This is a genomic window from Enterobacter sp. BNK-22, assembly GCF_048684805.1.
In the GTDB taxonomy this organism is placed as follows: Bacteria; Pseudomonadota; Gammaproteobacteria; order Enterobacterales; family Enterobacteriaceae; genus Enterobacter; species Enterobacter quasiroggenkampii.
On record NZ_JBLQTT010000001.1, the window covers coordinates 3,199,930 to 3,223,849 of the forward strand.

Genomic DNA, 23,920 nt, shown 5'->3' on the forward strand with positions numbered 1-23,920 from the left:
TATCTTCCCCAGAGTAACGCAAAAGGCAACAGGATGAGTCCTGAAAATAAAAACGGGCGGCCTGAGCCACCCGTTTTCGCATCAAAGGCCAATTTAGATTGCCCAGCCGCCCGCGTAAAACGCCACCAGCGCAACGGCAATCACAACGGTGCCAACGTTCAGCTTGCGCCATTCCCCGGAGACCAGACGACCAATCACCAGCGATGCGAAACCGATCATAATGCCGGTCACGATGTTACAGGTCAGCACGATAAAGACCGCGGTAATCAGGCCAGACATCGCGTCCACGAAATCCGCAAAGTCGATTTTCGCCACGTTGCTCAGCATCAGCAGGCCAACGTACATCAGCGCTGGCGCGGTCGCGTACGCCGGAACCAGGTAGGAGAGCGGAGAGAGGAACAGGATCAGCATGAACAGCACGCCCACGGTGATCGCCGTCAGGCCGGTTTTACCGCCTGCCGCCGTACCCGCTGCGGACTCGATGTACACCGCCGCAGGCGCTGCGCCCACCAGGCCTGAGAAGACGCTGCTCAGGGAGTCCGTCGTCAGCGCTTTGCCACCGTCAATAATCTGACCGTCTTTATCCAGCAGGTTCGCCTGACCGGCCACCGCACGAATGGTCCCGGTCGCGTCAAACACCGCGGTCATTACCAGCGCCAGCACGCTTGGCAGGATGACCGGGTTCAGCGCGCCAACGATATCCAGGCTGCCAATCAGAGAGTTGCCTTTGTCATCACTCAGCGACGGCATGGCGAAAATGCCGGAGAAGTGGACGTTCGGATCGAAAATCAGGCCGACAATGGAAACGCCGATAATGGTCAGCAGGATGCCGCCCGGGACTTTCAGTTTTTCCAGACCGATAATCACCGCCAGCCCGATCAGCGACATGATCACCGGGAAGCTGGCGAAATGGCCGAGCGCCACCGGCAGACCGTCCAGCGGGTTCTTGATGACCAGACCGACGCCGTTGGCGGCGATCAGCAGCAGGAACAGGCCGATGCCGATGCCGGTACCGTGCGCCACGCCCTGCGGCAGGTTGCGCAAGATCCAGCTACGGATGCCGGTCGCTGAAATAACGGTAAACAGCACACCCATCAGGAACACGGCGCCCAGCGCAACCGGTACGCTGATGTGCTGGCCCAGCACCAGGCTGAACGCGGTAAACGCGGTCAGGGAGATGGCGCAACCAATCGCCAGCGGCAGGTTCGCCCACAGGCCCATCACGATAGAGCCCACGCCGGCCACAAGGCAGGTCGCTACAAAGACAGCTGCTGGCGGGAAGCCCGCTTTGCCCAGCATGCCCGGCACAACGATGACGGAATACACCATCGCCAGAAACGTTGTCAAACCGGCAACGATTTCCTGACGCACGGTGCTGCCGCGGGCCGAAATTTTAAACATGGCGTCAAGTGAACCGCCAGTACGCGCAGATGGCGTAGACATAGAAAACATCCCCTGAGAGTTTTTTAGGAAGTCCGTAAGCGAGGTGGAGACGCCACTGCCAGCTAAACGTCAAATCCTTGTGTTGCGTTTGCGACGAAAGGGCGTCACAGAAAAAGCAAACGTTTAGCTCCGCGCTTACAAACGGGTGGTCAAATTAAGGCAAACGATTATCTAGCCTAATCCCCGCCCTTTTCAACTGAACTTTATCGTTTTTCGCTAAAATTCACTTATGACGCTGAAGAAATAAACAGAGGATGCGCAAACGTTATCGTCTATGCGCAATTTGTTTACATTTCAATCCTCCCCCGGGATGAATAACGGCCCCCCTTGTGCCAGGGTTCGTTGCCAGCCAGGGCTGTTTTCAACCTTCGTTTTCCATGCCTGACTATGCGGCAAGTTGTTAATACCGCCGCGCGCCAGCAGGGCAAAGATCGGGAAGCTCATCTGGATGTCGGCCATGCTGAGCGAATCCCCGGCAAACCAGCTGTTTTTAGCAAGGTGCGACTCAATAAAGCGTGCATGGGTTTCCAGCTGGCGGTTGAGGTACGCTTTCTGCACCCCCTGCCCCAGCGCTTTTCCCAGGGTTCGGATACCAAACGGCACGGGCGGCTTGCCGAGGCTGTTGAAGACCAGCTTCATTAACAGCAGCGGCATCAGCGATCCTTCCGCGTAGTGCAACCAGAAGCGGTACTGCACCTTATGCGCGGGATCTAAAGGCTTAAGCCGCGACTCGGGATCGTACGTCTCCTGCAGATACTCCAGAATGGCGCCTGACTCTGCGAGGATCAGTCCGTTATCTTCGATGACCGGTGATTTGCCCAACGGATGCACCTTTTTGAGCGCCTCAGGTGCCAGCATGTTCTTTTCGCGCTGATAGTGAACGATCTCATAAGGCAGACCGAGTTCTTCCAGCGCCCAGATTACGCGGTGCGAGCGCGACTGGTTTAGGTGGTGTACCGTGAGCATGGCTTTCTCCTGTTATTCATACTTTTTAACTATAGAAAATTGAACAACACCGCGAAAAAAATTCGGCTAAAAACCGGTCAGCGTCGCTGGCGAAAAAACGGGCCTTGCATAGAATTAAAGTGTCAGCACAATCCGGAACCTCCCCAACCAGCTCGACACGAGGGGTGCTGATGTCGGGGGAAACCCTCCCGTGAACCAGCGGGATAGAGAGAAAGACAAAGACCGGGAAAAACTAAAGCGCCCTTTGTGGCGCTTTAGTTCTTTATTGTGCGGGGTTTTGCCGGGTGGCGGCTGCGCCTTACCCGGCCTACATTTGACGGTTTGGTAGGCCGGGTAAGCGAAGCGCCACCCGGCAAACCACTCTCAATCTTCCTCCAGCAACCGCGCTCCCGTCCCCTGCTCGCCCAGTTTGTCGCCGGGGTTACGCAGCGGGCAGTCGCTGCGCGACAGGCATCCGCAGCCAATGCAGCCATCCAGTTCGTCACGCAGCGCGACCAGCGTATGAATACGCCTGTCCAACTCTTCACGCCACTGGGACGACAGCTCTTTCCACTCTTTCGGGCTCAGCGTGTGCCCTTCCGGCAGCACGCCAAATGCCTCGCCGATCGTGGCCAGGGGAATTCCGATTCGTTGCGCAATTTTGATAATCGCCACGTAGCGGAGCACGTCGCGGGTATAGCGACGCTGGTTGCCGCCGTTACGGATGCTTTTAATTAACCCTTTGCTTTCATAGAAGTGGAGCGCCGATACCGCCACGCCGCTTCGCTTTGCTACTTCGCCGGGGGTTAACAGCGCTTTAATGCGCGGCAATCTCTTTTCCATAAAACCTCTTTACCTCAAGTTAACTTGAGGAATTATACTCCCCCGCAGAGAAAACGACGAATTAACCGAGATAGTTGTATCTACAGAGGGGCAACCTTATGTCGCATCAGCAGATTATTCAGACGCTTATTGAATGGATTGATGACCATATCGACCAACCGTTGAACATTGATGTGGTCGCGAAAAAGTCGGGCTATTCGAAATGGTATTTACAGAGAATGTTCCGTACGGTCATGCATCAGACGCTGGGTGAGTACATTCGTCAGCGCAGACTGCTGCTGGCGGCGCAGGCGCTACGCTCAACGCAGCGGCCGATTTTTGATATCGCGATGGATCTTGGCTATGTGTCGCAACAAACCTTTTCCCGCGTGTTTCGCCGCGAGTTTGACCGCACGCCGAGCGACTATCGCCACCAGTTGAATTAATCACGCTCAGTGCAAAGGTTGCTGCTGCCAGGTCATAAATTCCTGGGGCGGCATCGCTTTCGCGAAGTGCCATCCCTGACAAAACTGGACGCCGCGCTTCAACAGCCAGCTCACCTGCTCTGCCGTCTCAACCCCTTCCGCAATGGTTTTCAGCCGCAGGCTTTGCGCCATCTCGATAATATGCTCGGCGATCAGGTGGCTGGTGCTGTTGGTCGTTAAGGTATCGATAAACGATTTATCGATCTTCAGGATATCGACGTTCAGCGAGTAGAGATTGTGCAGGTTCGAGTAGCCGGTACCGAAATCATCGATCGCCACTTCATACCCCGCCTGACGAAAAGCCTGAATCACCGGCGTGGTTTTAGGCACATCGATAAAACCGCGTTCCGTCACTTCAATTTTGATTTGCTGCGCGCGGACGGCATAGTGGCGGGCCTTCTCAGAAATCATGGCGATCAGCCGCGAGGAGTGGAAATCCGTCGCCGACAGGTTAATCGAAATATAGAGATGCGGATGTTCGGCAAGGAAATGGCCCAAATCGCTGAACACTTCCTCAACGACATAATCCGTAATCCGCTCACTCATCCCCTCATTTTCAGCCAGCGGAATAAACTCAGCCGGGCTCATCACCTGCCCGTTAAAACCAGGCCAGCGTAATAACGCCTCCGCGCCGACACACCGATTGTTCTTGATATCAATAATCGGCTGATAGTGCACGCAAAGCTGGCGTTTGTTCAGCGCCCTGTGCAGTAAACGCCCCGGCGAATTGAGCTCACGATGGGTACGGGACCAGACCAGCAAAATAATAATGCTGCAAATCATTCCCAGCGGCAGCGTTAATGTCGCCTGATGGTAAAGCGTTTCATAAAAGCGTTTATTCGATGTCGACACGATGGCCGCAATCGGTCTTTTGGGGGATGTGACGATCGTATAAAAGCGGTTATCTTTTTGAAATACCGATTCCTTATCCCGAATCATCGAATTTAATAAAGAAACATTGGCTTTCTGACTGACGGAAAAGAAAGCATTGGTTACCGTGTCGTATACCCCCCACGAGAGAGAATGATCCGCAGACATGACTTCGCTGTATGAAAGTGGATTAACGACCACCACATAATTTCCACGCTGCATATATGTCATTTTATAACCAGTATAAAATGGGGTGTCGCGATAATAATAGATAGCGACGTCAGGTTTACGCGTGTAATTAGCGACGGGAATGGCGTAGGGACGATCCGGTGTAAAAACGGTCGAACAAAGAAAATTCTGACCTTCAGCATAAATTAAATCGGCAACAAACAGGCGGCCACGAACAACGTTCAACATATATTGACGGTGTCCCGGGGTGCAAAGCTCGCCCCGATATTTTTCCGCCTCGTCGCGGGCCAGATCAACCTGCTGTATAACCAGCTCTGTTTTGTCTAAAGCCAGTTCAGCAAATGTCCGTAGCTGGGCGCTTGTTTCAGACACGGCTCTTAGCTGGGCAAACCATAGCGCAAGCATCACCGGCAGCATAACTACCATGATGATCCCTACCACCCTGAGCATCTTGCGCTGCGCGCTACGATTCATTTCCCGCCCTATATCCCTGCATGTTGTACGCCTGTAGTAATGAAGGCCGGATGCTGTGTTAAACAGGTGATTACGTTGCATGAATCATGCGAAGTTAGCAACTGACTTTTCGTATTAAAAATCTTAAATTTCGTTATGACGATAATATTTTCCCGTAAGTGAAACTGTAAGTATTCGTTCCGTTTCAATTAAGGAAAATAATTATCCAGCCCGTAAGGGCGGTGGGAAGATAACACAACAGACGATTGTTGATTAAGCCAAACTTCTGGCAGCATGAAAAAAGCACACCGTCATCATGACGTTTTATGCTATTTGATCGGGTGTATTGTGTTCACTGATTTATAAATAATCAGCCGCCACCACCGTTTTTCCTCGCCCCAAATGCTTAGCCTCATATAACGCTTTATCAGCACGCCTTAGCAAGGCTGAAGTATCCCGCTGTCCCCCGCGGACTTCCACGACCCCTGCGCTAAACGACAGCGACAGCGTTCTCTCACCCACAATCAGCGGATGAGTTTGCAAAACGGTGCGCAACCTGGCGGAGAGTTGCGCAGCGCCATTGCCGTCAGTTTGCGCCAGCAGGAGCAAAAATTCCTCCCCTCCCACGCGCCCTAATGCGGAGCCCGAAGGAGCCAACTCACGGATAGCATTACAGAAGTGAAGAAGCGCCGCATCGCCCACCGGGTGTCCCCACTCGTCGTTGATCTGTTTGAAAAAATCCAGGTCAAACATCAGGACGCAAAAATGGCTGTTAGCCTCCTGCCTGGCACTGGCGGCCAGCGCAAGCTCCAGCTGCTGCAAAATCGCCGACCGGTTAAAGCAGCCGGTGAGATCGTCAGTGGTGGCTTTAACTTCGAGCTGCTGTTCGGCTTTTTTCCGCTCGGTGATATCCAGCCCAATATTGAGGATAGAATTGTCCGGCAACAGAATGTTTGACCACAGCACCGTCAGCGGGGTGCCGTCTTTGCGTAGCGGATGCCACTCATACATATCCTTCAGCGGCGAGACATTGACCGACTCTCTTACCCGCCGCCGCTCTTCAGGATCGGGATAAAACAGCGAAAGCGGATCGGCATGTTCCGCGATCTCCGCCATCGTCCAGCCGAATACTTTTTCACATTCGGCATTCCACAGCACGCAGCGGTTAAATTTGTCGAAAGAGTTCATTAAAACCGGGGCGCGTTCAAAGAGCGTCTTATATTGCGTCACGACGCGCTGCATTTCCTGCGCCGTTTTTTCTCGGGCAATAATTTCCGCAAAATAGTCTTTTAATTTTTCGACCAGCACCACGACGATATTTTTCAGAATCGGCAAAGAAGAAAGCCTTTCTTCGAACGCTAAAAAGAAATAGCCGCTGCAGTGCCAGTTTTGAGTTGAAAGCTTGCACAGCACACCGCTTTGCAGCTGCGTATAGCCCGGGTGCTGAGGAGGAAATAACGTGCGGCCAATATTCTCTTTCCAGTAAACCACCCGCCACGATCGATGATGCCGCTGGAGCAGCGTGTTCGCCAGGAAATCGGCCACGTCGAGGGGATGGCAGGTCATCTCCCCGGCGGACACCACGCGCTTCAGCCCGTCATCACCGTTAACGCTGACCCAGGCAAGGCTTGCGCCCAGCGCGCGACTGATGGTCGCCAGCATGTCGGCCAGAGAACATTGAGCATGAAGCTGGGGCATTAACTTAGCCAGCGCATGCAACGCCTGCATGCTGTCATTAACAATCTCACGTCGGTTTTCTTTCATTTTTTTCGCTGATTATCAGGCGATAAACCGGACGCAACTTTCTTCAGATTCGAAAAATCGACAAACCAACGCGCAGGCTGAATCTCAGCGTAGCGAATTAAAAACAACGTTGTGTGTAATTAAAAACGTACAAAAAAAATAAAAAAATAATGAAATTCAAAAACCTGAAAGGTTAGCTGCGAGTAAAATTAATTGTCCACTCAAGCATAAGCCATAGGGTTATTGCTGTAAACATTGTACAGAGTGCGTCTTTTTGCATCAGTTTTGCTATCTTAATGAATTCATTATAAAGAGTGCGGGAACTGGGGAACTTAGCCAGCAAAGATATATTTTCACTCAGGCACCCACTGATTCTCGGCAACTATGAATCGCTCGTTTTTCATCATCCCGGGACTGGCGAATAAAACAGCAAACGTGATATACTTCACACAACTTATGTAACGAAAACACTCTGTTTCATTCAGTTCGTCTGTTTTATAGAGGATGGGTTTTATGGCAACCATTACTACCAGCATGGTACTCCTGCGCTGGCCTTTGTTGAGTGCGGTACTGATGTTTTTGGCCAGCACGCTGAACATTCAGTTTCGTAAATCTGACTACGCGGGTCTCGCTGTCATCAGCACGCTGTTGGGGCTGGGGGCTGCCTGCTGGTTTGCAACGGGTCTGCTTGGCATTACCCTGCTGGATATGGCCGCTGTCTGGGAAAATATCAAAGTGGTGATGGTTGAGGCGATGAGCCACACGCCACCAGACTGGCCAATGGTGATTACCTGATCCCTTATGAAATAAAAAAACCCAGACGATGTCTGGGTTTTTTGTTTGGGGAACGCGGAAATCAGAACGGAATATCGTCGTCGAAATCCATTGGCGGTTCGTTAGACGGTGCAGGAGCAGACTGCTGCTGCGGGCGAGACTGCGCGCCGCCGCTGAACTGGTTGCCACCCTGCGGCTGCTGAGGCTGACCCCAACCGCCCTGCTGCTGGCCGCCACCTGCTGGTGCGCCACCGCCCTGACGGCCACCCAGCATCTGCATGGTGCCGCCGACGTTAACCACCACTTCCGTCGTGTACTTCTCAGCACCGGACTGATCGGTCCATTTGCGGGTGCGCAGCTGGCCTTCGATATAGACCTGAGAACCTTTACGCAGATACTCACCGGCCACTTCGGCCAGTTTGCCAAACAGCACAACGCGGTGCCATTCGGTCTGCTCTTTCATCTCACCGGTCGCTTTATCACGCCAGGATTCGGAAGTAGCCAGCGTAATGTTGGCAACTGCGCCACCACTCGGCATGTAGCGTACTTCCGGGTCCTGGCCCAGATTACCGACGAGAATCACCTTGTTTACGCCTCTGCTGGCCATGTTCGTGTCTCCTGAATACGTTTCTTAATAGTGTAAACGCGCGAGTGTACCATTTCCATGCTGCACTTTGATAGTTGCGTAGCACGTTCCAGAGTTCTCCCGCAACTCCACATTGTTACACAGCGAATCAGAAAATGCATTCCAATACTGTATATTCAAACAGGTCAAATTGTGTCATAATTAGCCGTTTCTGACAGCCGTTTGTCCTTCAAACAAACCAGGCAATCCGTGTTCCAACCGGGAAAGGTGAATGGATAAGATCGAAGTTCGGGGCGCCCGCACCCACAATCTCAAGAATATCAACCTGATAATCCCTCGCGACAAGCTGATTGTCGTGACCGGGCTGTCGGGGTCTGGCAAATCCTCACTGGCTTTCGACACCCTGTATGCCGAAGGACAGCGTCGTTACGTTGAATCACTGTCTGCGTACGCGCGTCAGTTCCTGTCGCTGATGGAAAAACCGGATGTCGACCACATTGAAGGGTTGTCCCCTGCTATCTCTATTGAGCAGAAATCCACCTCGCATAACCCGCGTTCAACGGTCGGTACTATTACCGAAATCCATGACTACCTGCGTCTGCTGTATGCCCGCGTGGGTGAGCCGCGCTGCCCGGACCACGACGTCCCGCTCGCGGCACAAACCGTCAGCCAGATGGTGGACAACGTCCTGTCGCAGCCAGAAGGCAAGCGCCTGATGCTGCTGGCGCCGATCATCAAAGAGCGTAAGGGTGAGCACACCAAAACCCTGGAAAACCTGGCAAGCCAGGGCTATATCCGCGCCCGTATTGACGGCGAAGTGTGTGACCTGTCCGATCCGCCCAAGCTGGAACTGCAGAAGAAGCACACCATCGAGGTGGTGATTGATCGCTTTAAGGTGCGTGACGATCTTGCCACGCGTCTCGCAGAATCGTTTGAAACGGCGCTGGAACTCTCCGGCGGCACGGCCGTGGTCTCCGACATGGACGACCCGAAAGCGGAAGAGCTGCTCTTCTCCGCCAACTTTGCCTGCCCGATTTGCGGCTACAGCATGCGCGAGCTGGAACCGCGCCTGTTCTCGTTCAACAACCCGGCGGGCGCCTGCCCGACGTGTGACGGCCTGGGCGTGCAGCAGTATTTCGATCCGGACCGCGTGATCCAGAATCCGGAGCTGTCCCTGGCGGGCGGCGCCATTCGCGGCTGGGACAAGCGTAATTTCTATTACTTCCAGATGCTGAAGTCGCTGGCAGAGCACTATAAGTTCGACGTGGAAGCGCCGTGGGCCAGCCTCAGCCCGAACGTACACAAAGTGATCCTGTTCGGCTCTGGCAAAGAGAACATCGAGTTCAAATACATGAACGATCGCGGTGATACCTCCGTGCGTCGCCACCCGTTCGAAGGGGTGCTGCACAATATGGAGCGCCGCTACAAAGAGACCGAATCCAGCGCGGTGCGCGAAGAGCTGGCGAAGTTCATCAGCAACCGCTCCTGCGCCACCTGCGAGGGCACGCGCCTGCGTCGCGAAGCGCGCCACGTGTTTGTGGAAAATACGGCGCTGCCGACCATCTCAGACATGAGCATCGGCCACGCGATGGACTTCTTCAATAACCTGAAGCTCTCTGGCCAGCGCGCGAAAATCGCCGAAAAAGTCCTGAAAGAGATTGGCGATCGCCTGAAGTTCCTGGTGAACGTCGGCCTGAACTACCTGACGCTTTCCCGCTCGGCAGAAACGCTCTCCGGCGGTGAAGCCCAACGTATTCGTCTGGCGAGCCAGATTGGTGCGGGCCTGGTGGGCGTGATGTACGTGCTGGACGAGCCGTCAATCGGCCTGCACCAGCGCGATAACGAACGTCTGCTCGGCACCCTGATCCACCTGCGTAATCTCGGTAACACGGTGATTGTGGTCGAGCACGACGAAGACGCGATCCGCGCCGCAGACCACGTGATCGACATCGGCCCGGGTGCCGGCGTCCACGGTGGCCAGGTGGTGGCGGAAGGGACGCTGAAAGACATTATGGCGGTGCCCGAGTCGCTGACCGGCCAGTACATGAGCGGCAAGCGCAAGATTGACGTCCCCAAACAGCGCGTGGCAGCGGATCCGGAAAAAGTGCTGAAGCTGACCGGCGCGCGCGGCAATAACCTGAAAGACGTCACCCTGACCCTGCCCGTCGGGCTGTTTACCTGTGTCACCGGCGTGTCCGGCTCCGGTAAATCGACGCTGATCAACGATACGCTGTTCCCGATTGCACAGACCGCGCTAAACGGTGCGACGCTGGCAGAGCCGGCACCGTACCGCGACATTCAGGGGCTGGAGCATTTCGATAAAGTTATCGATATCGACCAGAGCCCGATTGGCCGTACGCCGCGCTCTAACCCGGCAACCTATACCGGCGTTTTCACGCCCGTACGTGAACTGTTTGCCGGTGTGCCGGAAGCGCGTTCACGCGGGTATACGCCAGGGCGTTTCAGCTTTAACGTACGCGGCGGCCGCTGCGAAGCGTGCCAGGGCGATGGCGTGATCAAGGTTGAGATGCACTTCCTGCCGGATATCTACGTGCCGTGCGACCAGTGCAAAGGCAAACGCTATAACCGCGAAACGCTGGAGATTAAGTACAAGGGCAAGACCATCCACGAAGTGCTGGACATGACCATCGAAGAGGCGCGCGAGTTCTTTGACGCCGTTCCGGCGCTGGCGCGTAAGCTGCAGACGCTGATGGACGTCGGCCTGACCTACATTCGTCTGGGGCAGTCCGCCACGACGCTGTCCGGCGGTGAAGCGCAGCGCGTGAAGCTGGCGCGCGAGCTGTCAAAACGCGGTACTGGCCAGACGCTGTATATCCTGGATGAGCCGACCACCGGTCTGCACTTTGCCGACATCCAGCAGCTGCTGGACGTGCTGCATCAACTGCGCGATCAGGGCAACACTATCGTGGTCATCGAACATAACCTGGACGTGATTAAAACCGCGGACTGGATTGTCGATCTCGGCCCGGAAGGCGGCAGCGGCGGCGGTGAAATCCTCGTCTCCGGTACGCCAGAGACCGTTGCAGAGTGCGAAGCCTCGCACACCGCGCGCTTCCTTAAACCGTTGCTGTAATTGTCACACGGAGAGCTGCTGTCGGGTCGTTTCCGGCAGCAGCTCAACCGCCTGCTGATAGGATGCGTCCACCAGGTAGTAAATTTGTGAGCCTGGAATCGATCCATCCAGATAGACGGTGCTCCAGTGCGCCTTATTGAGGTGCTGGCTCGGCCTCACGTCATCATGCTGCTGACGGAGTAAATCGGCCAGTTCAGGGCTGGTTTTCAGCGATGCCGCAGGACGGCCTTCCACCTCTTTCACCATCGCAAACAGCACATCCCCCACCTTAACCTGCGTGGCCTTCCAGTCGCTGTGGACGCTCTGCTCCGCGCCGGGCTTGCTCATGCAGTACTGAAGTATCTCCGAAATTGTCATCTTTATTCCCCTTGTAGCGTGGCGATAATTTTACGCGAACCACCGTGAATGCGATGCTCTCCCAGCCAGATCCCCTGCCACGTGCCCAGCAACAGCCGCCCGTTGTGGACCGGCAGCATCAACGATACGCCCAGCAAAGAGGATTTAATATGCGAAGGCATATCGTCCGCCCCCTCATAGTCATGCTCGTAAGGGGCGTTGTCCGGGACGCTCTTCAGAAAATGCCGCTCCATGTCAGACCGGACGGTGGGATCGCAATTTTCATTCAGCGTCAGAGAGGCAGACGTATGCTGAAGCAGCAGATGCAGCAAACCCGTTCTGACGCGCGACAGGTCGCGGAGTTGCCCGATGACTTCATCCGTCACCAGGTGAAATCCGCGTGGCTTCGCGCTTAAGGTCAGGGTCTGTTGGTACCACATAGGCTGCTCCGTGATGAAAGATGAATCTTTCTAAGTGTGCAGCAAGAAGACGAAAGGTAAAACCCGCAGCAGCGAGATTTGATTAAAAAAGAGTCAAACTCGCTGCCAGGGACTCAGTACTCCGAGTTGACGATCACCTCTTCGCCAAACTTTCCGGCCATCGGCAGCGGTCGATAGGTAGAGTTAGACGCGCGTAACACCCTGATCCCTCTGGCACCTGCATCCTGCGCGGCGGTAATGTCGTTATCCGAATCGCCATAAAACACTTTGATGTTTTTCTTTTCCAGCCACTGGGTTTTGGTGTTTTGCCCCTCTTTGTCACCGGCAAAAATGACCGGGTTCATGTTGGCTGCCGGGATCTGGAAATCGTCCTGCAGGGTTCTGGAGACGGTTTCCGTTTTGGTCTGGCTACGACCGGTGACGAAATAAATACTGTCGCCACGCTTAACATGCATAGCAATTACCGCCCGGGCGACCTCTTTCGGAATGCTGTACTCGTCCCAGCCGTTATTCATTTTTTCCCAGAACTCCGGGTTCTTCAGATACGCTTCGCTGTCGGGAGAATACATTTTTTTGCCGCGCCAGAATCCTGGGCTTGAGAATAACACGGTATCGTCAATATCGAAGCCCACGGCCATTGGTGGGCGCCCCATCAGGCTGTTTTCGATTTGGGCCACGGAAACCCAGTGAATGGGCGCCTGCTCGGCGAGAATGGCGGCGGTAGTGCCGGTGTAAAGCGGCGTCGGGGCGGAAGCTCGCGCGACGACGGCGCTGTTAAGTGAGAACAATAAGCAGGCGGCGCTGAGCGCCAGTGTGATCTTGCGCATATTTTCCCCTGAATATTCAGCTTGTTATCGTTTTATTTTGAGTGAATGGTCAAAAAACTATCCGACCATAACCCCAGCGGGAGGTGAAGGGAAGGAGTTTTTGCTTATGAAGCGGAATAAAAAGAAGACGATCACAAAGCGCAGTGCCACCGGGCAATGACTGGCACCGGCGCGAACAAAAAAGCCGGGTGGCGGCTGCGCCTTACCCGGCCTACATATAGCATGCAAGTAAGTGAATACTTACATTACGGAGGCAAACGCCTGCGCCACGCGATGAACGTTGCCGGCATTGAGGCCCGCCACGCACATACGGCCGCTGGCGATCAGGTAGACGCCGAACTCTTCGCGCAGGCGATCGACCTGCGCCGCGCTCAGTCCGGTATAGCTGAACATCCCGCGCTGCTTGAGCAGATAATCAAAGTTATGCCCAGGCACAGCCTCTTTCAGGACATTAACCAGCTCCTGACGCATCGACAGGATGCGCTTACGCATCGCCTCCACTTCGCCAAGCCAGGACGCTTTCAGCGTTTCGTCACCGAGAACCGTTGCCACCACCTGCGCACCAAAGTTTGGCGGGCTGGAGTAGATACGGCGCACCGTCGCTTTCAGCTGACCCAGCACGCGGCTGGCTGCTTCGGCGTCTTCACATACCACGGAAAGACCACCAACGCGTTCACCGTACAGGGAGAAGATTTTAGAGAAGGAGTTACTCACCAGAACAGGCAGCCCGGCGCTGGCAGCGGCGCGGATGGCATAGGCGTCTTCTTCCATACCCGCGCCAAAGCCCTGATAGGCAATATCGAGGAATGGGATCAGGTTACGGGCCTTCAGCACCTCGATCACCGCATCCCACTGGGCATTGGTGAGATCGGCACCGGTCGGATTATGGCAGCACGGATGCAGCAGCACAATACTGCGCTCCGGCAGGGTGTTCAGTTTTTCCAGCAGCGCGTCAACGCGCACGCCGTTCGTTTCGCTGTCGAACCACGGATAGGTCGCCACCTTAAAGCCCGCGCCCTCGAAGATCGCAACGTGGTTTTCCCACGTCGGGTCGCTGACCCACACGCCTGAATCCGGGAAATATTTTTTCAGGAAGTCTGCGCCCACTTTCAGCGCACCCGAGCCGCCCAGCGTCTGGATGGTCGCCACGCGTTTTTGCGCGAGCACCGCGTGATCGGCGCCGAACAGCAGCGGTGCGATGGTGTTGCGATAAGCGTTTAGCCCTTCCATCGGCAGATACAGAGAAGCGCCGTGTGGAACAGCGTTCAGACGCGTTTCGGCTTCAGCTACGGCTTTTAATTGAGGAATAATGCCATCCTCGTTGTAATACAGACCGATGCTGAGGTTCACTTTGTCGCTGCGAGGATCTTCTTTAAAACGCTCCATTAAGGAGAGGATAGGGTCGCCGGCATAGGCGTCAACTTTCTGAAACACGCGATGGTTCTCCGGAATTCGATGAGGCAGGGATTTCAACAATAAACCGGAAGCAGGTGAAGGTCGAGTGCGATATCAGGCCAGACACTCGATATATCGGCAAATGCAATCGATTCGCTCAGGCACCGAGCCCTGCACGCGCAGAAAAGGAATGTTTCGTTGTGATAGCTCTGCTTCATACCATACCTGCTGTCTGTGGCGAAACGCCTCCCCCTGCCGGGTGCCATCCTGCACAAACGGAAAATCATCTCCGCAAAGTACGACCAGTGCATAGTCTCGTTCAGCAAGCGCCATTAACGCCTGCGGCGCGCTGCCAAACTGATCGAGCGCGTAAAACAGGGTCGTTAAAGGGGACGTATCACAGACCAGATAAGGCGCCGTGCAGGCTAATTCTTCCCGACGCACCTGCTCGCGGGCAATATGCAGCAAATCCTCCAGATCAAGGATGCCGTTCTTCTTTTCCCAGTGTTCACGACCATACTCTGCAACGTACGGAACGTTTAGCGTTTGCGCCAGTGCCTTTGCAAGCGTGCTTTTGCCCGTCGATTCTCCACCTAATAAGCAGATACGAAAAACAAAGCTGCGATACACCTCAGGGGACATCATCTTGCGATAACGATGAACATCAGAGCGGATGAGCGTTCCCGAGGGAGCTTCTGGTCCCTGTTGACGCTGGAGACGCACGTGCGCAACCGGTCGTCCGAAACGCTGGCTCAGGACAGTGGCAAACCCGTCTCCATAGTCTTCGGCAGTAAATACCGCCTCTGGCTGACAATGCAGAATGTCCTCACATAGCGTTGCAACGTAATGCCGGTGAAGATCGTCATCAGCGTCATTCGGTGGCGGTGGCGCAAGGCCATATGAAGCCAACACTTGCGGCGAAAGCACTAGGTGGCGACATTGTGGGAAGCGCGTTGTTAACCAGTTAAGCCGCTTTTCAGGTTCGTAACCGTGTATTTCCGGCGACGAATAGCTGATGATACAGACCGTCTCGCACTGCTCAAGTGCCGTATTGATGAGCGCTTCATGGCCCGCATGTAATGGTGCGAATTTGCCTACCACCAGACCGTTGGCATATAGCGTCATTGCGCACGGATCTCCTTGCGCCACTGATACAGTCCGTGCCACGCATTAAACCAAAACACCAGATATAAACCGGCGGTCAGATACAGTTCTCTCGTCGCGTACAGCGGTACTGCCAGCGTGTTAACGGCAAGCCAGATGTACCAGTTTTCCAGACGCCGTCCCATCAACATAAACTGAGCAAGAATGCTGAATGTCAAAATGATGGAGTCCAGCCAGGGGGCCCATGCATTGGTATAGAGATGCAGTATCCACCCGTATACCACTGCTACGCTTATGGCGCAGGCCAAAAGCATAAAAAAATGTCCCGGTCTGGTACGACGGACAGGCAAGACCTCTCCATGATTGCCTTTAAGCCAATGCAGCCAGCCGGTTATGCTCGTTATGATGAAAAAGAACTGAAGGGTAACGTCAGCATAAAGCTGCACAGAATAGAAGACCCAGGCATAAAGCCCGCTACCGATGATGCCTATCCACCACGTATGGATATTGTTTCTGGCGGCCAGCCAGACGGAGAGAGCATAGGCCAGACACGCAGCGATTTCTGAAGGGGACATTATCCTTCCCTGGAATAAAATGTTAGTCGACGTACTTCATCGCCACCCGAGACGTCAGGCGGGTGATAAGTTCGTAAGCACTCACTTTCGTGATTTCAGCAATACGTTCAACGGGTAAACCTTCCCCCCACATCACCACATCGTCGCCGGGTTTATCCTGGGCTTCAGGCCCCAGATCGACACAAATCATGTCCATCGCCACGCGGCCAACGATCTTCACTTCGCGACCGTTGACCAGCACCGGCGTACCCGTGGGTGCAGCGCGCGGATAGCCATCGCCATAGCCCATCGCCACGACGCCGAGGCGGGTATCACGCTCGCTGATCCAGGTGCCGCCGTAGCCCACCGGCTCACCGGCTTTGTGTTCGCGTACGGCAATCAGAGTAGACACCAGAGACATGACTGGCTGAAAACCCATGTCCGGCCCCCAGGGTTTATTCTCCAGCGGCGACACGCCGTAAAGAATGATGCCCGGTCGCGCCCAGTCGAAATGCGACTGCGGCCACAGCAGGATCCCGCCGGATGCGGCGATCGAGCGCATCCCCGGCTTGCCTTCGCAGAAGGTATTAAAGATATCCAGCTGCCGCTCGGTCGCACCGCACTCGGGCTCATCGGCACGGGCGAAGTGGCTGACAATATTCACCGGCTGACGCACGTTTTTGCACCGGCATAAACGCTGATAAAACGCTTCGGCGCTTTCCGGACGCACGCCCAGACGATGCATGCCCGTATCAAGCTTCATCCACACGGTCACCGGCTCGCTCAGCTCAGCGGTTTCCAGTGCGGCCAGCTGTTCTTCGTTGTGTACCGCCGTGTGCAGATGCTGATCTGCGATGGTTGGCAGATCGGTGGCTTCGAAAAAGCCTTCGAGGAGCAGAATCGGTTGGGTAATCCCCCCCGCGCGCAGGCGGAGGGCTTCTTCAAGACGGGCGACGCCAAAGGCGTCGGCATCGGGGAGCGTTCGCGCGGTCTCAAGAAGACCGTGTCCGTAAGCGTTCGCTTTCACGACTGCAACGAGCTTGCTGGCGGGGGCCAGTTCACGCAGACGTTGCAGGTTGTGTCGCAGAGCGCGGCGGTAAATCACAACAGTTGCCGCTTGCATTTGAATTCCTTAGAAATTACTCATCATCATATTGAGGACCGGCATAGTTGTCGAAACGCGACCACTGTCCGTTAAAGGTCAGACGTACCGTCCCGATCGGGCCGTTACGTTGTTTACCAATAATAATTTCGGCGATCCCTTTCAGGTCGCTGTTCTCGTGATAAACCTCATCACGGTAGATAAACATGATTAAGTCGGCATCCTGCTCGATGGAGCCGGATTCACGCAGGTCGGAGTTGACCGGGCGCTTGTCAGCACGTTGTTCCAGAGAACGGTTAAGCTGCGACAGTGCCACCACCGGCACGTGCAGCTCTTTGGCTAATGCCTTGAGCGAGCGGGAAATTTCGGCGATCTCCAGCGTACGGTTGTCGGAGAGCGACGGGACGCGCATCAGCTGAAGGTAGTCGATCATGATAAGGCCGATACCGCCGTGTTCACGGGCGATACGACGCGCGCGGGAACGGACTTCCGTCGGCGTCAGGCCGGAAGAGTCATCAATATAGATGTTACGTTTTTCCAGCAGAATGCCCATGGTGCCGGAGATGCGCGCCCAGTCCTCATCGTCGAGCTGGCCGGTACGGATGCGGGTCTGGTCCACGCGCGACAGCGATGCCAGAGAACGCATCATGATCTGCTCAGAGGGCATCTCAAGGCTGAAAATAAGTACCGGCTTATCCTGCAACATCGCCGCGTTTTCGACGAGGTTCATCGCAAAGGTTGTTTTACCCATCGACGGACGCGCCGCGACGATAATCAAATCCGACGGCTGCAGACCGGCGGTTTTCTTGTTGAGATCGTCATAGCCGGTGTTTACCCCGGTCACACCGTCGTGCGGCTGCTGGAATAGCTGTTCGATACGGGCGACGGTGGCGTCGAGGACGTCGGCGATATTTTTGGGGCCTTCGTCTTTGTTGGCGCGGCTTTCGGCGATTTTGAAGACGCGGGACTCGGCAAGATCGAGCAGGTCTTCACTGGTGCGACCCTGCGGATCAAAACCGGCTTCGGCGATCTCATTCGCCACCGAGATCATCTCGCGGACAACGGCACGTTCACGCACGATGTCGGCATAAGCGCTGATGTTTGCCGCACTTGGCGTGTTTTTTGACAGTTCTGCCAGATAGGCAAACCCGCCGACGCTGTCCAGTTGTCCCTGGCGCTCCAGCGACTCCGCGAGGGTGATCAGGTCAATCGGGCTACCCGACTCCTGCAGGCGCGCCATTTCGGTAAAGATATGACGGTGCGGACGGGTGTAGAAATCCTCAGACACCACGCGCTCGGCGACGTCGTCCCAGCGTTCGTTATCCAGCATTAAACCGCCCAACACCGACTGTTCCGCTTCAATCGAGTGCGGCGGGACTTTTAACCCTGCGACCTGGAAATCACGCTCGCGAGGTTCAGTCTGTTTGTTGAAGGGTTTGTTTCCTGCCATAGTGAATGGAGTTACCGAGATAAAGAGTGGGTCGAAAGATTACCACATTCTGGAGGAAGCATGGCAACACGTATTGAATTTCACAAGCATGGTGGCCCTGACGTACTCAACGCGGTGGAGTTCACTCCCGCCGCGCCTGGCGAAAACGAAGTGCAGGTTGAAAACAAAGCCATCGGCATAAACTACATTGACACCTATATTCGCGGCGGGCTCTACCCGCCTCCGTCGATGCCAAGCGGACTGGGCACCGAGGCAGCCGGTGTCGTCATCAAAGTGGGCAGCGCGGTTAAGCATCTTAAAGAGGGCGACCGCGTGGTGTATGCGCAATCTGCGCTGGGCGCTTACAGCTCCGTCCACAACGTCCCGGCGGATAAAGCCGCCCTGCTGCCTAACGCCATCTCCTTTGAGCAGGCGGCAGCCTCCTTCCTGAAAGGGTTAACCGTTTACTACCTGCTGCGTAAAACCTATGAAATTAAACCCGATGAGCAGTTCCTGTTTCATGCCGCGGCGGGTGGTGTCGGGCTCATCGCCTGTCAGTGGGCAAAAGCGCTGGGCGCAAAACTGATCGGCACCGTGGGCAATGCCCAAAAAGCGCAGCGCGCACTGCAGGCGGGCGCCTGGCAGGTGATTAACTACCGTGAAGAGAGCATCGTCGAACGGCTGAAGGAGATCACCAGCGGCAAAAAGGTGCGTGTCGTGTATGACTCGGTTGGGAAAGACACCTGGGAGGCATCGCTGGACTGCCTGCAGCGTCGTGGGCTGATGGTGAGCTTCGGAAACGCCTCAGGTGCTGTCACCGGCGTGAATCTCGGCATCCTGAACCAAAAAGGCTCGCTGTACGTCACGCGCCCTTCCCTGCAGGGTTACATCACCAACCGGGAAGAACTTGAGGAAGCCAGCAATGAGCTGTTCTCACTGATCGCCAGCGGCGTCATTAAGGTGGATGTGGCAGAAGCGCAGAAATACCCGCTAGCCGATGCGCAGCGTGCGCATGAGGTGCTGGAGAGCCGGGCAACGCAGGGGTCGAGTTTGTTGATTCCCTGAGCCCCAAAAAGAAATTGGGCTTCCCGTGGGAAGCCCTTTCTTTTTTTAGTTCGGCTGTATGTAGGGTACAGCGCGATGAATTCTTTAACGGCAGTCATAGTGACAGATTCGATAAGTAAATCCTATTCTGTTCTAAGCCATGCTGCCGGAAAAGTTACAACTCTGTGACGAACCCCTCAATACCTTAGTAACGGAAGCGGTTATTGCGCTGATAACTGGGTACTTTTGGCGATTTAATCGCCCGTATCACCCACACCACCGCCACGGCCAGCAGTAGCCACGGCAGCAGTTTGATCGTCAGGGCAAACAATCCGCCAATAAACATGACGACCGTCGCCACCACGATAGCCGCCAGAATGCCGAGCAGCGAAATGCCCGTTGCTAACAGCATGACAAAAAAGCCAATCACAAAAAGTAGTTCCAGCATGATGCTCTCCCACGAGTTCCCGAATGATGCTGCAAACATTACAAGAATCATGCCAGACATAACGTGTTGTTCTTAAAGCAAAACGCCCCACGAGAATTCGCAGGGCGTGGTGAATTTGACGAATTTTTAGCGAAAGTTATCGCTTGTCTGCCACCAGTCGCAGCGCATGTTCCAGCACCTCGATATCGGCACCGGCTTTATGTGCGTTTTCGCTCAGGTAGCGACGCCACTGACGCGCGCCCGGAATGCCCTGGAACAGCCCAAGCATATGGCGGGTGATATGGCCGAGATACGTACCGTTGCTCAGCTCGCGCTCAATGTAAGGATACATCGCCCGCACGACGGCAACCGGATCGGTGTCTGCACCTTCGATGCCAAAGATTTCGCGATCGACCGTCGCCAGAATGCCCGGATTCTGATACGCCTCGCGCCCAACCATCACCCCATCCATATGTTCAAGGTGCGCTTTGGCCTCTTCCAGCGACTTGATGCCGCCGTTAATGGACATGGTCAGGTGCGGGAAGTCACGCTTCAGCTGATACACGCGCGGATAGTCCAGCGGCGGGATTTCACGGTTCTCTTTCGGGCTCAGGCCGGAGAGCCAGGCTTTTCGCGCATGGATGATGAACATCTCGCATTCACCCTTTCCGGAGACCGTATTGATGAAATCGCACAGAAATTCGTAGCTGTCCTGGTCGTCAATCCCGATACGGGTTTTGACCGTCACCGGAATGGAAACGACATCACGCATCGCCTTGATACAGTCCGCCACCAGCTGGGCATTCCCCATCAGGCAGGCACCGAACATACCGTTTTGCACACGGTCGGACGGACAGCCAACGTTCAGGTTGATCTCGTCGTAGCCGCGCGCTTCTGCCAGCTTCGCACACTGCGCCAGCGCGGCCGGATCGCTGCCGCCCAGCTGCAGGGCAACCGGATGCTCTTCTTCGCTATAGGCCAGATAGTCGCCCTTGCCGTGAATGATTGCGCCTGTGGTCACCATTTCGGTGTACAGCAGCGTATGGCGGGAGAGCTGGCGCAGGAAATAGCGGCAGTGTCTGTCCGTCCAGTCGAGCATCGGCGCAATGGAAAAACGGTGTGCAGGGAAAGCGGTCTGTAATTCTGACGACATGGCGAAGTTTTAAGCATCTGGTGGAAAAGGGGCGCTACTATAGCACAAAGAAAAGCCGGAGGCGCAGCGCCTCCGGTTGACTTTAGAACGTCATGCTCAGTTGAGCCCCTGCGCCCCAGGTTTCGTCTTCACCGTACAGGCCCATCAGGTCAACATGCACGGTGCTAAACGGCGCGAAACCGACACCGCCGGTAAAGACATTGCTGTCGTTACCCTTCACGTCGGCACGATAACCCGCACGGACCGCCAGCCAGCTCAGCGGCGTCACCTCGGCACCGACACCCACGTACTGCGACGTATCTTCGCTCTTGAAGCCTTTGGTTTCCGTCAGATCGCCATCGGCGGTCAGCGTCACCAGGTCGTTGTGCCAGGCAGCACCGGCGGTCACCAGCGGACGGATCTGATAGGTGTCTTTATAGCTCACCACTTCTCCCGTACGGCCATTGCGGATACGGATATCTTTGGTGTCGATATCACGCGACATCAGGTTTTGTCCGCTCACGCCAACGGTCCAGTTTTCGCCGAAATCGGCCGCAATACCGGCATCCACGTTGAAGCCCGTATCGTCAGTACGGTAGCGGCTGTCGTTCCACTTGTTACTATCGTAATCGTAGATTGACGTGGTGTAGTTATAGACCCAGGTTTTTTGCAGCTTTGGTGTTACGCCCACGGAAACCGGGACGCCGCCGAGATCAAACTGACGGGCAACGGCAACACCGTAGTCGGAGACAATCGCCGCCCGGCCGGACGCCGTTGAGTTGAGGTTCTTGGTGATCTGATCCGTACCGTTCAGCGCAGCATCCAGCGCAACACCGGCCGCCACCACATTACTTCGTTGAATACCACGCAGATAATCAATGTCTTGCTGATCGATAGACGAGCTCACCCGGCCATGTGCATAACCTTTCGCCATGAAGGCGACGGAAAGGACATCGTTAGGGATACTCACCGCAAGCCCTGCACCAGCCGTTGCGCGTGCGGTTTTGCCTTTGAGATAGTCCAGCTCATCGGCCAGATCTTTGGCCGCGCCCTGGAATTGATTAATGGAACCTAACGGATTGGTGATAATTTCTCGTGGCGTGAGATTATCAACCACATCCTTGTAGTGATTGATTTTGTCATTGATGTTATCAATCTCGTCCTGAAGATTGTCTTCATCCGTCACCTGCACCCCAACGGCTGGCAAGATGACCGTCACATCATCGTCCGGTTTTGCCTTTGCCAGCAGCGCCGGGTTGATTAACGCCCCACTGCCATAGCTTCCCGACGCCACGCCGGTGCCACCCATGGCGTCGCTGCGTGATTCTGTCCAGGTATTGGCTGCTCCCGCCTGATTTGCCATAAACAAGGAGACAGCAATGCTAACCACCGAAAATTTAAAATTTTTTTTCACAGTATGCCCGTTATAGTCTGTTATGAAATAACCCCTGTCTGTTATCACCCAAACAGGAACGAACTATTGCTGTGAATAAGTAGTAAAAGACCCGCTATTTCTTTCCCTAAGTAAAACTCCCTTACGGCCTGTTATATTTTGTGACGGCCCTCAATATTTATAGAAGAGGAAATTATTTTTTCCCAGGTTTTCCATCATGCGGCCCAAAAAACTGTGGGGGATGGTCTACCCAGCGATCTTCCCGCGTGGCGGCATACTCAGGGTTGAGCGGATAGTAGATGCGGTTGTGCTTCTTGTTGGCCTCGCCAACGACCAGTAACCGAACCTCGTCGTCCGTGTTGTTGATAAAGGTATGACAGATGCCGGTTCCGGCGGGAAAACCTACACTGTCGCCAGGCTCCAGCTTCCACAAGTAGCCGTTAATCCAGGCTTCAGGGTAACCTTCGAGCACGTAAATAAACTCTTCTTCGTCGCTCTCCGCATGCGGATAGGACGTTCTGCGCCCCGGCGGCAGGCGCTCATGATGGATGCCAATACGCCCGAGCCCAAGCCTGCGAGCCAGCGGTGCGCCGATAGAGAACAGCTCATCGCTGTCGGGGTAGGTCGAGTCATCCGCGCCTTCCACGTCGCGCCAGTGCCGAATACAGTCAGGTCTTTTCATTATGCATCTCCCGGTTTGCGATGGGTCAGGTATAGCACAGACTGGCGGATCTCGGTGTTTTTAGCAGAACATGATAAAGTGGGGGTTTTCCGTCCTATAACATCCGGGGTGCTACATGGATAAGTCCACAAAAGAGCTGTTAGCGCAGGCCGAAAAGCTGTGTGCGCAACGCAATGTGCGCCTGACTCCGCAGCGCCTTGAAGTCTTACGCCTGATGAGCCTGCAGCAGGGTGCCATCAGCGCCTACGATCTGCTGGATCTGCTGCGCGAAAGCGAGCCGCAGGCAAAGCCGCCGACGGTCTATCGCGCACTGGATTTCCTGCTTGAACAAGGGTTTGTGCACAAGGTGGAATCCACCAACAGCTATGTGCTGTGCCATCTGTTCGATCAGCCCACCCACACATCGGCGATGTTTATCTGTGACCGCTGCGGCGTGGTGAAAGAAGAGGCTGCGGAAGGCGTGGAAGATATTATGCATACGCTGGCAGCGAAAATGGGTTTTGCCCTGCGTCATAACGTGATTGAGGCGCACGGGCTCTGTTCTGCGTGCGTGGAGGTGGAATCCTGTCGTCATCAGGACGCGTGTCAGCACGACCACTCTATTCTGGTGAAGAAAAAGCCGCGTTAACGGCAAAAGAAAAGGCGGCTTAG

23 protein-coding genes are annotated in these 23,920 nt (G+C 55.1%); 5 read left to right on the forward strand and 18 right to left on the reverse strand.

Going from position 1 to position 23,920, the window contains the following annotated elements; all coding sequences use genetic code 11:
- Positions 1 to 93: 93 nt before the first annotated feature.
- From ghxP to soxR, 3 genes are all read right to left on the reverse strand, one after another.
- The gene (ghxP, locus tag ACMGGE_RS15155) at positions 94 to 1,443 is read right to left on the reverse strand and encodes a guanine/hypoxanthine transporter GhxP (RefSeq protein WP_008503390.1); all 1,350 of its coding nucleotides are present in this window, start codon (positions 1,441 to 1,443) and stop codon (positions 94 to 96) included.
- A 294-nt stretch (positions 1,444 to 1,737) separates the two neighbouring features.
- On the reverse strand, positions 1,738 to 2,409 hold the full coding sequence (locus tag ACMGGE_RS15160) for a glutathione S-transferase family protein (protein ID WP_196365647.1): 672 nt from the start codon (positions 2,407 to 2,409) through the stop codon (positions 1,738 to 1,740).
- Between the two features lie 363 nt (positions 2,410 to 2,772).
- Positions 2,773 to 3,231 (reverse strand): redox-sensitive transcriptional activator SoxR, encoded by a 459-nt coding sequence (gene soxR, locus ACMGGE_RS15165; protein ID WP_008503388.1) that lies wholly within the window; start codon positions 3,229 to 3,231, stop codon positions 2,773 to 2,775.
- A gap of 98 nt (positions 3,232 to 3,329) precedes the next feature.
- On the opposite strand from soxR, the gene soxS reads away from it, so the two are divergent.
- Positions 3,330 to 3,656 (forward strand): superoxide response transcriptional regulator SoxS, encoded by a 327-nt coding sequence (soxS, locus tag ACMGGE_RS15170; protein WP_008503387.1) that lies wholly within the window; start codon positions 3,330 to 3,332, stop codon positions 3,654 to 3,656.
- 6 nt (positions 3,657 to 3,662) lie between these two features.
- Here the strand turns inward: soxS and ACMGGE_RS15175 are convergent, their stop codons facing one another.
- Together ACMGGE_RS15175 and ACMGGE_RS15180 are read right to left on the reverse strand one after the other, a co-directional pair.
- On the reverse strand, positions 3,663 to 5,228 hold the full coding sequence (locus ACMGGE_RS15175) for an EAL domain-containing protein (RefSeq protein ID WP_048030238.1): 1,566 nt from the start codon (positions 5,226 to 5,228) through the stop codon (positions 3,663 to 3,665).
- Positions 5,229 to 5,567: 339 nt separating this feature from the next.
- Positions 5,568 to 6,971: a sensor domain-containing diguanylate cyclase gene (locus ACMGGE_RS15180; RefSeq protein ID WP_262821629.1), complete on the reverse strand. Its 1,404-nt coding sequence runs from the start codon at positions 6,969 to 6,971 to the stop codon at positions 5,568 to 5,570.
- Between the two features lie 492 nt (positions 6,972 to 7,463).
- On the opposite strand from ACMGGE_RS15180, the gene ACMGGE_RS15185 reads away from it, so the two are divergent.
- On the forward strand, positions 7,464 to 7,745 hold the full coding sequence (locus tag ACMGGE_RS15185; protein WP_045261050.1) for a YjcB family protein: 282 nt from the start codon (positions 7,464 to 7,466) through the stop codon (positions 7,743 to 7,745).
- 61 nt (positions 7,746 to 7,806) lie between these two features.
- Here ACMGGE_RS15185 and ssb1 read toward each other — a convergent pair whose 3' ends face one another.
- A complete protein-coding gene (gene ssb1, locus ACMGGE_RS15190; RefSeq protein WP_008503384.1) occupies positions 7,807 to 8,331 on the reverse strand; it encodes a single-stranded DNA-binding protein SSB1 in 525 nt (174 codons plus the stop codon).
- 250 nt (positions 8,332 to 8,581) lie between these two features.
- Between ssb1 and uvrA the strand changes: the two genes are divergently transcribed.
- Entirely contained in the window at positions 8,582 to 11,404 is a 2,823-nt protein-coding gene (gene uvrA, locus ACMGGE_RS15195) for an excinuclease ABC subunit UvrA (RefSeq protein WP_045909175.1), read from the forward strand.
- 3 nt (positions 11,405 to 11,407) lie between these two features.
- On the opposite strand, the gene ACMGGE_RS15200 is transcribed toward uvrA, so the two are convergent.
- From ACMGGE_RS15200 to dnaB, 8 genes are all read right to left on the reverse strand, one after another.
- A complete protein-coding gene (locus ACMGGE_RS15200) occupies positions 11,408 to 11,761 on the reverse strand; it encodes an MmcQ/YjbR family DNA-binding protein (RefSeq protein WP_008503382.1) in 354 nt (117 codons plus the stop codon).
- 2 nt (positions 11,762 to 11,763) lie between these two features.
- Positions 11,764 to 12,180, reverse strand: a complete 417-nt coding sequence (locus tag ACMGGE_RS15205) for a secondary thiamine-phosphate synthase enzyme YjbQ (protein ID WP_045909174.1) — start codon at positions 12,178 to 12,180, stop codon at positions 11,764 to 11,766.
- A gap of 113 nt (positions 12,181 to 12,293) precedes the next feature.
- Positions 12,294 to 13,007 (reverse strand): acid phosphatase AphA, encoded by a 714-nt coding sequence (gene aphA / locus ACMGGE_RS15210; RefSeq protein ID WP_111967844.1) that lies wholly within the window; start codon positions 13,005 to 13,007, stop codon positions 12,294 to 12,296.
- Between the two features lie 240 nt (positions 13,008 to 13,247).
- Positions 13,248 to 14,441, reverse strand: a complete 1,194-nt coding sequence (tyrB, locus tag ACMGGE_RS15215; RefSeq protein WP_196365645.1) for an aromatic amino acid transaminase — start codon at positions 14,439 to 14,441, stop codon at positions 13,248 to 13,250.
- Between the two features lie 75 nt (positions 14,442 to 14,516).
- Positions 14,517 to 15,527, reverse strand: a complete 1,011-nt coding sequence (locus tag ACMGGE_RS15220; protein WP_420293924.1) for an AAA family ATPase — start codon at positions 15,525 to 15,527, stop codon at positions 14,517 to 14,519.
- On the reverse strand, positions 15,524 to 16,081 hold the full coding sequence (gene pnuC, locus ACMGGE_RS15225) for a nicotinamide riboside transporter PnuC (RefSeq protein WP_126534928.1): 558 nt from the start codon (positions 16,079 to 16,081) through the stop codon (positions 15,524 to 15,526). Before pnuC ends, ACMGGE_RS15220 begins: the two co-directional genes overlap by 4 nt.
- A gap of 22 nt (positions 16,082 to 16,103) precedes the next feature.
- Positions 16,104 to 17,183 carry an alanine racemase gene (gene alr, locus ACMGGE_RS15230; protein ID WP_420293925.1) on the reverse strand — a complete coding sequence of 360 codons (1,080 nt, stop codon included), beginning with the start codon at positions 17,181 to 17,183 and terminating at the stop codon, positions 16,104 to 16,106.
- Positions 17,184 to 17,199: 16 nt separating this feature from the next.
- Positions 17,200 to 18,612 carry a replicative DNA helicase gene (gene dnaB, locus ACMGGE_RS15235; RefSeq protein WP_008503375.1) on the reverse strand — a complete coding sequence of 471 codons (1,413 nt, stop codon included), beginning with the start codon at positions 18,610 to 18,612 and terminating at the stop codon, positions 17,200 to 17,202.
- Positions 18,613 to 18,672: 60 nt separating this feature from the next.
- Here dnaB and ACMGGE_RS15240 point away from each other — a divergent pair, with 60 nt between their 5' ends.
- Positions 18,673 to 19,656: a quinone oxidoreductase gene (locus ACMGGE_RS15240; protein ID WP_129345916.1), complete on the forward strand. Its 984-nt coding sequence runs from the start codon at positions 18,673 to 18,675 to the stop codon at positions 19,654 to 19,656.
- 184 nt (positions 19,657 to 19,840) lie between these two features.
- Here the strand turns inward: ACMGGE_RS15240 and pspG are convergent, their stop codons facing one another.
- The 4 genes from pspG to ACMGGE_RS15260 all read right to left on the reverse strand — a co-directional run bounded on the left by pspG (position 19,841) and on the right by ACMGGE_RS15260 (position 23,269).
- Positions 19,841 to 20,083, reverse strand: a complete 243-nt coding sequence (gene pspG / locus ACMGGE_RS15245) for an envelope stress response protein PspG (protein WP_008503373.1) — start codon at positions 20,081 to 20,083, stop codon at positions 19,841 to 19,843.
- Positions 20,084 to 20,219: 136 nt separating this feature from the next.
- The gene (gene dusA, locus ACMGGE_RS15250; RefSeq protein ID WP_032623124.1) at positions 20,220 to 21,215 is read right to left on the reverse strand and encodes a tRNA dihydrouridine(20/20a) synthase DusA; all 996 of its coding nucleotides are present in this window, start codon (positions 21,213 to 21,215) and stop codon (positions 20,220 to 20,222) included.
- 82 nt (positions 21,216 to 21,297) lie between these two features.
- Positions 21,298 to 22,608: a conjugal transfer protein TraF gene (locus ACMGGE_RS15255; RefSeq protein ID WP_048030222.1), complete on the reverse strand. Its 1,311-nt coding sequence runs from the start codon at positions 22,606 to 22,608 to the stop codon at positions 21,298 to 21,300.
- A 172-nt stretch (positions 22,609 to 22,780) separates the two neighbouring features.
- The gene (locus ACMGGE_RS15260) at positions 22,781 to 23,269 is read right to left on the reverse strand and encodes a cupin domain-containing protein (protein ID WP_048030220.1); all 489 of its coding nucleotides are present in this window, start codon (positions 23,267 to 23,269) and stop codon (positions 22,781 to 22,783) included.
- 115 nt (positions 23,270 to 23,384) lie between these two features.
- On the opposite strand from ACMGGE_RS15260, the gene zur reads away from it, so the two are divergent.
- Positions 23,385 to 23,897, forward strand: a complete 513-nt coding sequence (gene zur, locus ACMGGE_RS15265) for a zinc uptake transcriptional repressor Zur (protein WP_048226444.1) — start codon at positions 23,385 to 23,387, stop codon at positions 23,895 to 23,897.
- Positions 23,898 to 23,920 lie beyond the last annotated feature (23 nt).

What these genes read in the sequence shown, in the direction of transcription:
- ACMGGE_RS15160 (WP_196365647.1), bottom strand. Translation starts at nt 2,409, where the DNA reads ATGCTCACGGTACACCACCTAAACCAGTCGCGCTCGCACCGCGTAATC.
- ACMGGE_RS15175 (WP_048030238.1), bottom strand. Translation starts at nt 5,228, where the DNA reads ATGAATCGTAGCGCGCAGCGCAAGATGCTCAGGGTGGTAGGGATCATC.
- dusA (WP_032623124.1), bottom strand. Translation starts at nt 21,215, where the DNA reads ATGTCGTCAGAATTACAGACCGCTTTCCCTGCACACCGTTTTTCCATT.
- soxS (WP_008503387.1), top strand. Translation starts at nt 3,330, where the DNA reads ATGTCGCATCAGCAGATTATTCAGACGCTTATTGAATGGATTGATGAC.
- uvrA (WP_045909175.1), top strand. Translation starts at nt 8,582, where the DNA reads ATGGATAAGATCGAAGTTCGGGGCGCCCGCACCCACAATCTCAAGAAT.
- ACMGGE_RS15220 (WP_420293924.1), bottom strand. Translation starts at nt 15,527, where the DNA reads ATGACGCTATATGCCAACGGTCTGGTGGTAGGCAAATTCGCACCATTA.
- ACMGGE_RS15180 (WP_262821629.1), bottom strand. Translation starts at nt 6,971, where the DNA reads ATGAAAGAAAACCGACGTGAGATTGTTAATGACAGCATGCAGGCGTTG.
- zur (WP_048226444.1), top strand. Translation starts at nt 23,385, where the DNA reads ATGGATAAGTCCACAAAAGAGCTGTTAGCGCAGGCCGAAAAGCTGTGT.
- ACMGGE_RS15200 (WP_008503382.1), bottom strand. Translation starts at nt 11,761, where the DNA reads ATGACAATTTCGGAGATACTTCAGTACTGCATGAGCAAGCCCGGCGCG.
- alr (WP_420293925.1), bottom strand. Translation starts at nt 17,183, where the DNA reads ATGCAAGCGGCAACTGTTGTGATTTACCGCCGCGCTCTGCGACACAAC.
- pnuC (WP_126534928.1), bottom strand. Translation starts at nt 16,081, where the DNA reads ATGTCCCCTTCAGAAATCGCTGCGTGTCTGGCCTATGCTCTCTCCGTC.
- ACMGGE_RS15205 (WP_045909174.1), bottom strand. Translation starts at nt 12,180, where the DNA reads ATGTGGTACCAACAGACCCTGACCTTAAGCGCGAAGCCACGCGGATTT.
- ACMGGE_RS15185 (WP_045261050.1), top strand. Translation starts at nt 7,464, where the DNA reads ATGGCAACCATTACTACCAGCATGGTACTCCTGCGCTGGCCTTTGTTG.
- ACMGGE_RS15240 (WP_129345916.1), top strand. Translation starts at nt 18,673, where the DNA reads ATGGCAACACGTATTGAATTTCACAAGCATGGTGGCCCTGACGTACTC.
- ACMGGE_RS15260 (WP_048030220.1), bottom strand. Translation starts at nt 23,269, where the DNA reads ATGAAAAGACCTGACTGTATTCGGCACTGGCGCGACGTGGAAGGCGCG.
- dnaB (WP_008503375.1), bottom strand. Translation starts at nt 18,612, where the DNA reads ATGGCAGGAAACAAACCCTTCAACAAACAGACTGAACCTCGCGAGCGT.
- ssb1 (WP_008503384.1), bottom strand. Translation starts at nt 8,331, where the DNA reads ATGGCCAGCAGAGGCGTAAACAAGGTGATTCTCGTCGGTAATCTGGGC.
- pspG (WP_008503373.1), bottom strand. Translation starts at nt 20,083, where the DNA reads ATGCTGGAACTACTTTTTGTGATTGGCTTTTTTGTCATGCTGTTAGCA.
- soxR (WP_008503388.1), bottom strand. Translation starts at nt 3,231, where the DNA reads ATGGAAAAGAGATTGCCGCGCATTAAAGCGCTGTTAACCCCCGGCGAA.
- ghxP (WP_008503390.1), bottom strand. Translation starts at nt 1,443, where the DNA reads ATGTCTACGCCATCTGCGCGTACTGGCGGTTCACTTGACGCCATGTTT.
- aphA (WP_111967844.1), bottom strand. Translation starts at nt 13,007, where the DNA reads ATGCGCAAGATCACACTGGCGCTCAGCGCCGCCTGCTTATTGTTCTCA.